This is a genomic window from Sodalis-like endosymbiont of Proechinophthirus fluctus, from assembly GCF_001602625.1.
GTDB lineage: Bacteria > Pseudomonadota > Gammaproteobacteria > Enterobacterales > Enterobacteriaceae.
Window position 1 is genome coordinate 1 of the sequence record NZ_LECR01000041.1, and the last position, 3,099, is coordinate 3,099.

General features: G+C 53.7%; 6 protein-coding genes. 1 reads left to right on the forward strand and 5 read right to left on the reverse strand.

Translation table 11 applies throughout. From position 1 onward, the window contains the following. Positions 1 to 238 (reverse strand): UvrD-helicase domain-containing protein (locus BG74_RS04755; RefSeq protein WP_073961084.1); only part of this gene is annotated, 238 nt, incomplete at its 3' end. A gap of 255 nt (positions 239 to 493) precedes the next feature. On the opposite strand from BG74_RS04755, the gene BG74_RS13120 reads away from it, so the two are divergent. Beyond that, positions 494 to 631 carry a hypothetical protein gene (locus BG74_RS13120; protein WP_187202632.1) on the forward strand — a complete coding sequence of 46 codons (138 nt, stop codon included), beginning with the start codon at positions 494 to 496 and terminating at the stop codon, positions 629 to 631. A gap of 10 nt (positions 632 to 641) precedes the next feature. Here BG74_RS13120 and BG74_RS04760 read toward each other — a convergent pair whose 3' ends face one another. From BG74_RS04760 to BG74_RS04770, 4 genes are all read right to left on the reverse strand, one after another. After that, the gene (locus tag BG74_RS04760; protein WP_066596985.1) at positions 642 to 1,574 is read right to left on the reverse strand and encodes a hypothetical protein; all 933 of its coding nucleotides are present in this window, start codon (positions 1,572 to 1,574) and stop codon (positions 642 to 644) included. Positions 1,575 to 1,831: 257 nt separating this feature from the next. Further along, positions 1,832 to 2,179, reverse strand: coding sequence for a hypothetical protein (locus BG74_RS04765; protein WP_187202634.1), 348 nt, complete (start codon positions 2,177 to 2,179; stop codon positions 1,832 to 1,834). Positions 2,180 to 2,426: 247 nt separating this feature from the next. Further along, positions 2,427 to 2,591, reverse strand: coding sequence for a hypothetical protein (locus tag BG74_RS13125; RefSeq protein WP_187202635.1), 165 nt, complete (start codon positions 2,589 to 2,591; stop codon positions 2,427 to 2,429). Between the two features lie 256 nt (positions 2,592 to 2,847). Continuing rightward, a partial coding sequence (locus tag BG74_RS04770; protein ID WP_187202636.1) for a hypothetical protein occupies positions 2,848 to 3,099 on the reverse strand: 252 nt, incomplete at its 5' end.

Here is a 3,099-nt window from a genome sequence, read left to right on the forward strand (position 1 = left end):
GATGTATATTGTCGCGGATACGGCCGCGCAGCTCTTCGGTGGCGGCCTCGGTAAAGGTCACCACCAATATTTCTTCCACGCTCAAAGGACGAGGATAAGCCGCCATGCCGCCCAGCCCAAGCAGCAGCCGCAGATAAAGCGCCGCCAAGGTATAGGTTTTTCCCGTTCCTGCCGACGCTTCGATAAGACGAGCGCCCTGCAGCGGCAACGTGAGAGGGTTAAGGATTTCGGAGATCATCAACGCGATCGGTTTCCTTTGGTTGCACCGGCAGCACCTGTTGCAGAGCTGACACATCGGAAAACAGAGTCCAGCCGGTGGGATGAGCGTAATCAGCTGGATTTGTCACCCGTGTCGATGCCGGAAATTTGCGACAACATGGCCAGCCCATGCTGTTTGATAACTGCCCGATGGTAATAGTCGCCCAGCTGCGACTGGGTCAGCGTCCGCAAATGGATAATTCAGACGAGCACCCGTATCAAAGCGTATATTATCATGCTCCAGATCGCCGGTATAGAGATTCACCTCTTCGCCCAGCGTCTGAGGTTTCTGATGCAGCTGGGCTATCACACCTTGCTTTTATTGCTTAAAATCCGTCTGGTCCAGAAGAATTCAGCCGCTGGCAGTCCCTAGGTGAAAAACGCTAGATAGAGCTGGTACAAAGATATGTCGGCTGATAGCAACCGCTTTGCATCACAAACTCGAAACCAGCCAGATCGCCGGCGAAAATAGGCAGCATAAACACGGTATAACCAGATAGCCAGCTGCTCCTGGGTAGGAAAATTGCTTGTAAAACCAGGAGTTGACAATCTGCGACGCAGATAACTGCAGGCCATCCCCTCGATACGGTTATAACCGATGGGAACATAGGCCGTCGCCAGGGCAGAATCAGTACTGTCGAGCCGCTTCTGAATGACCGCCCGCAGCAGCACATAAACGGTGGCCTTATTTTGGCGCGCTGCCAGTCGACGCCGGTCAGCCCCAGGTATTCATTCAGCCCACGCGCCAGCGTTTCCGCCCGCTCGGGGGTCAGGTTACCAAATAACGGCACGTCCAAGGCGGTGGGTTTGATAAGCGTCGTGCAATAATCCATCACCGCTTGAAGAATAATGCCGTCGACAAGCGCCTGTTTCGCGTCGCGCTCGACATAGGAAATGTCGGAAATGGGCTTTGCCGAAATGATCTCCTGGGAGTAGATATTGCTTTTATCCGTACCATCTAGCTGCGGGCGACACCAGGCCTTGGCCTGCTGCAGTTGCTGCGCTGTCGAGGTTATCGCCAGATAGCGGTCCAAAAGCGCATTCACTAGAGGCGCCAAACGCTGGGAGTAGCCACTGACCTTGATGGTCAGACCGTCGTTGACGTAGAAGAAAAAGCTAATGCCGCCCACATAGGCCTGATTGCTCAACTCCGCCAGTTCGAAATTGGAAATATAGTCGTTTAACGAATACAGCACCTGACTGTGTGCACTGTCCATGACAGCGGCATTGCGAAAATTTAACGTGATATCCGCGCTCGGTTCGTCGGCGAACGCGCAGCTTGGCATATTCGGCATGCAGCTCGACATATTCGGCATATAGTGCAGCCGTAGCCCCGGATCGTCGATCAGAGTTTCAAGGTTCTCGGGATGACTTGCGCTGTGAATCAGCTAAATTGTTGGCGATATAAGGAGTAAACGCCGGTAACGAGAGCGTGATCGCATGCTCCGGGTTGTCGCCAGCAGTCGATTTGCACCAGCGTCAGTTTACCCACCTGATAGGAGACATCGACAAAGTATGTCGCCTTGTCGTGCGGTGTATCCAGGATGATGAACCAGAAACGGGCATACTGCGGCTACTTGGTGCCGAGGCGCGCACCGATGGCGGACGGATCGTAGCGATCGGCCAGACAAGAAGCATTCAGCACATGGGCTATCTCGTCGAAATAATGACGCTGAATCCCCTGATGTCGCGGCAGAGACAGATAGGAAAAATAGCCACTACCCGGTCTCGCTGCGCATTTCCTTTGTCGGAAAGAGAGACGGTAATAGCGAAAAAACCCGTCATTATGATTAACTGTTGAATCGGCGCCGGCGTCGACAGCGTCCGCTAGCCCCTCTTTTTGCAGCCAGTCCGCCAGGGTTCTCGGGCTGCGGTTTCCGATGAGATAGCTGATGTAGGTATCTTTATTTCTGCGAAACACAGAGCTATTGTTGGCTATGGGAAACGCGATGTGCAGCATGGACCGGGGCTAGTAGTAGATAACGATACTGGTTTGCGCGGCAGTGACCGCTGATATGATGATGGGAAGCACCGACGCGCAGCGGTTAGCGACATGGCCAAAACTGGGAATAGCCAGCTTTGGCCATGTAGGGCAGCGGTTGACTGCTGTAAATGCCCGCTACCATCAGTTGGCCGAATAATCCGGATTCATGGTCCCAGACCGAGATCTACGCCATGCGCAGGCTGTCGCCGGGGTGCGTCATTCGGAGCTCGGCATCCACCGCATGGCGCTCTTTTTTTATCAGCGTAAACCGGGGATCGGGATCCAGTCGCAGTGTAGTGACAGCGCGTCCGCCAACCGATCGATGGCGGGCTGCAGTGCATCGTCGCATCGTTTTCTACCTCCACCACCTCCAGATAAAAAGCCGTTCTGTAGGACGCCCTGCTGGCATTATAACGCTGCTGTGCTGAAAAAATCACAGTGCGAAACCCAATAATCCGTTAACCAGTTTCAACATTCCTCTCTCCGATAACTGCACTCACACTGACCGTTCCTGACTACAATCTTTTTTAGCTGACATTTACGTGTAAGAAAACAATATAACGGCGCATACTGCCGTCGCTGAAGAGGCGCACCGCGCGCTTTCCTCAGGCCTTCTTTTCGCGTTTCACTGGCTCACTTTTCGCCAGATTGAACATAAAGGGTGGCAACAAATACCGTTCAACAGCCGATATAATCGCCTCAATATGTTGTTCCTCCAACTGACGCATCAACAACCTCTGCAGATAAGGATCCTTGCCTTCGCCGGGAGCTTGGCCATTCCCCTGCCAAGCCTGGATAAGTTTATCACGGGCCTGCCGTTGCCGGCTCTCGTCGCGGTCGATGCTCTGTGTCACCGG